The following is a 2,370-nucleotide window of genomic DNA, read 5'->3' as shown; positions in this document are numbered from 1 at the left end:
CCAATCACCAATCACCAATCACCAATCACCAATCACCAATCACCCATCACCCATCACCCATCACCCATCACCCATCACCCATCACTCATCACCTTTTACAAAAGTCCGATCATATGTAATAACCCTTTACCAGTAACTAACTCAATGATCAAGGCGATGAAACCTAACATGGCGATTCGACCATTCCAGACTTCGGCGCTAGTGGTTAAACCCCACTCCCACCGCTCTTGAGGATACATTCTCACCCTTTTTTTCATTTGGGTAACTTGGGAAAGTTTCAGATCAGGCTGTTGTAAAGCATCAAGTACCAAATCTGCCAGGGCTTTAATAAACACCGGATGGGTATTGGGCGCAGCAGCACGGCGAAAGTTGTCTATTCCCGCTTCTTCAGCTACTTCTCGATACTCAATATCAATTTCTTGTAATGTCTCAATGTGTTCGGAGACGAAACTAAGAGGGACAACAACCAAATCTTTTACACCTTGCGCCCCTAGTTCTTTCAGTGCATCTTCTGTATAAGGTTGCAGCCATTCCACTGGACCCACACGACTTTGATAGGCTAGGGTGTGAGGGTTAGGGCGATTGAGGGTTTGCATAATTAGGTCAGTACATTCCTCAATCTCTTGCTGGTAGGGGTCTCCTGCTTCTTTAACGTAGCTTTTGGGTACACCGTGGGCGCTAAAGAAGATATGCACCTGATCAGGGTTAGCATATTGTTCCAGCTTTTCAGTTATTAGTGCCGCCATTGACTGTAAATAACCTGATTGTTTGTACCAGGAGGGAATTACAGTGTATGACGGGGGCTGGAGTTTTGGGTTTTCTCGCCAAAGTTTTTCTAACAGCCGGAAGCTAGAACCACTGGTACTAATGGAAAATTGAGGATAGAGAGGGAGAATTACCAACTTTTCAATTTTATCTTGGGCGAGGAGAGCGATCGCTTCTTCTGTGTAAGGATGCCAATAACGCATTCCCACATAAATATTAGCCTCCTGTCCTAAATCACTTAGTTGTTTTTTTAATGCTTCCCCTTGTTCTTCTGTAATCCGCCGTAGTGGAGAACCGCCGCCAATATGCTTATAATTCTCTTGAGATGTTTTAGCTCGCCGTGTTGCAATAAACCAAGCTAGGGGCTTTTGCATCCAGCGAAATGGTAGGCGAATAATTTCTGGATCTGAAAAGAGGTTATACAGAAACGGCCCAACATCTTCTAATTTATCCGGTCCACCGAGATTGAGTAATAAAACGCCTACACGACCCATAGCACTTACTTTCCCCCAATCCTTACAGTTTTTTTACTAATGTTAACAATATATGTTTATTAAAGTAACACCCATAAAGGATGCAATGGCAACTATTTTTCGAGACTGGAGTTACCGCTATCAATGGTTATACGATGGAGTATCCCGTCTAGCGGCTTTGAGCGTTGGTGGAGAATCTCGTTTTCGCCAATTAGCGTTACAAGACTTAATATTACACCCAGATAGTCAAATTTTAGATTTATGTTGTGGCAGTGGTCAAGCAACTGAATATTTGATTAAGTTATCTCCCCATGTTACAGGCTTAGATGCCTCACCTTTGTCTTTAGAGCGATCGCGCTGTAATCTCCCAAATGCTACCTATATCCAAGCCTTTGCTGAGAATATGCCTTTTAATGATCATCAATTTGACATAGTGCATACCAGCGCCGCCTTACATGAAATGCAGCCTCAACAATTACGGAAAATTATTGATGAAGTTTATCGGGTGTTAAAGCCAGGGGGAGTATTTACATTGGTAGATTTTCACCCTCCCACTAATTCTTTGTTTTGGCCTGGGTTGTCGTTATTTTTTTGGTTGTTTGAAACAGAAACAGCTTGGGAGTTTATCAAGACCGATTTACCCGGATTGTTAAGGGTAAAAGGTTTTGAGGTGACAAAACCCAGTTTATATGCAGGTGGTAGTTTACAAGTGATACAAGCTCAGAAAAGATAATTGATTATTCATGATTTAATTAAAAACCTGTGCTATAATGTAGGGAGTTACGAGGGCGCGTGGCTCAGTGGATAGAGCAACAGGTTCCGGTCCTGTGGGTCGGGGGTTCAAATCCCTCCGCGCTCGTTTTTTTGTATCACTTGAAATGGTGTTTGTTATTTTAGCCATAATTTAGAGCAGTGCAAGTAACCAGCGATCGCAATTCTATTAGTTTTCACACTTGCACATTGGACTGTTGGAGACTATAGCTTTACATCCCAAAGCTTCTAAATATTCAAGAATTTTAATTGTGTCTTTCTTTTTACTACTTTTTTTTACTTCTCTATTTTTTCTCATCAGATGAGAGCATAATTTTGTAGATTGACTAATATCAATATCAATATGAAAATGTAAATAGGG

3 protein-coding genes and 1 tRNA gene are annotated in these 2,370 nt (G+C 41.5%); 2 read left to right on the top strand and 2 right to left on the bottom strand.

Annotated elements, in window-relative coordinates; all coding sequences use genetic code 11:
* Positions 1–95: 95 nt before the first annotated feature.
* Positions 96–1,259 (bottom strand): ferrochelatase, encoded by a 1,164-nt coding sequence (hemH, locus tag VB711_RS25940; protein WP_323289316.1) that lies wholly within the window; start codon positions 1,257–1,259, stop codon positions 96–98.
* Positions 1,260–1,344: 85 nt separating this feature from the next.
* On the opposite strand from hemH, the gene VB711_RS25935 reads away from it, so the two are divergent.
* Together VB711_RS25935 and VB711_RS25930 are read left to right on the top strand one after the other, a co-directional pair.
* Positions 1,345–1,971: a class I SAM-dependent methyltransferase gene (locus VB711_RS25935; RefSeq protein ID WP_323289315.1), complete on the top strand. Its 627-nt coding sequence runs from the start codon at positions 1,345–1,347 to the stop codon at positions 1,969–1,971.
* 53 nt (positions 1,972–2,024) lie between these two features.
* Positions 2,025–2,097: transfer RNA gene (locus VB711_RS25930), tRNA-Arg, on the top strand.
* A gap of 81 nt (positions 2,098–2,178) precedes the next feature.
* Here the strand turns inward: VB711_RS25930 and VB711_RS25925 are convergent.
* Positions 2,179–2,370, bottom strand: a 192-nt coding sequence (locus tag VB711_RS25925) for a hypothetical protein (protein WP_323289314.1), incomplete at its 5' end; no start/stop codon positions are given.

It is taken from the genome of Cronbergia sp. UHCC 0137, from assembly GCF_034932285.1.
Classification (GTDB): domain Bacteria; phylum Cyanobacteriota; class Cyanobacteriia; order Cyanobacteriales; family Nostocaceae; genus Cronbergia.
Note: the sequence above shows the minus strand (reverse complement) of the source record. Positions and strands in the feature narration are given on the sequence as shown.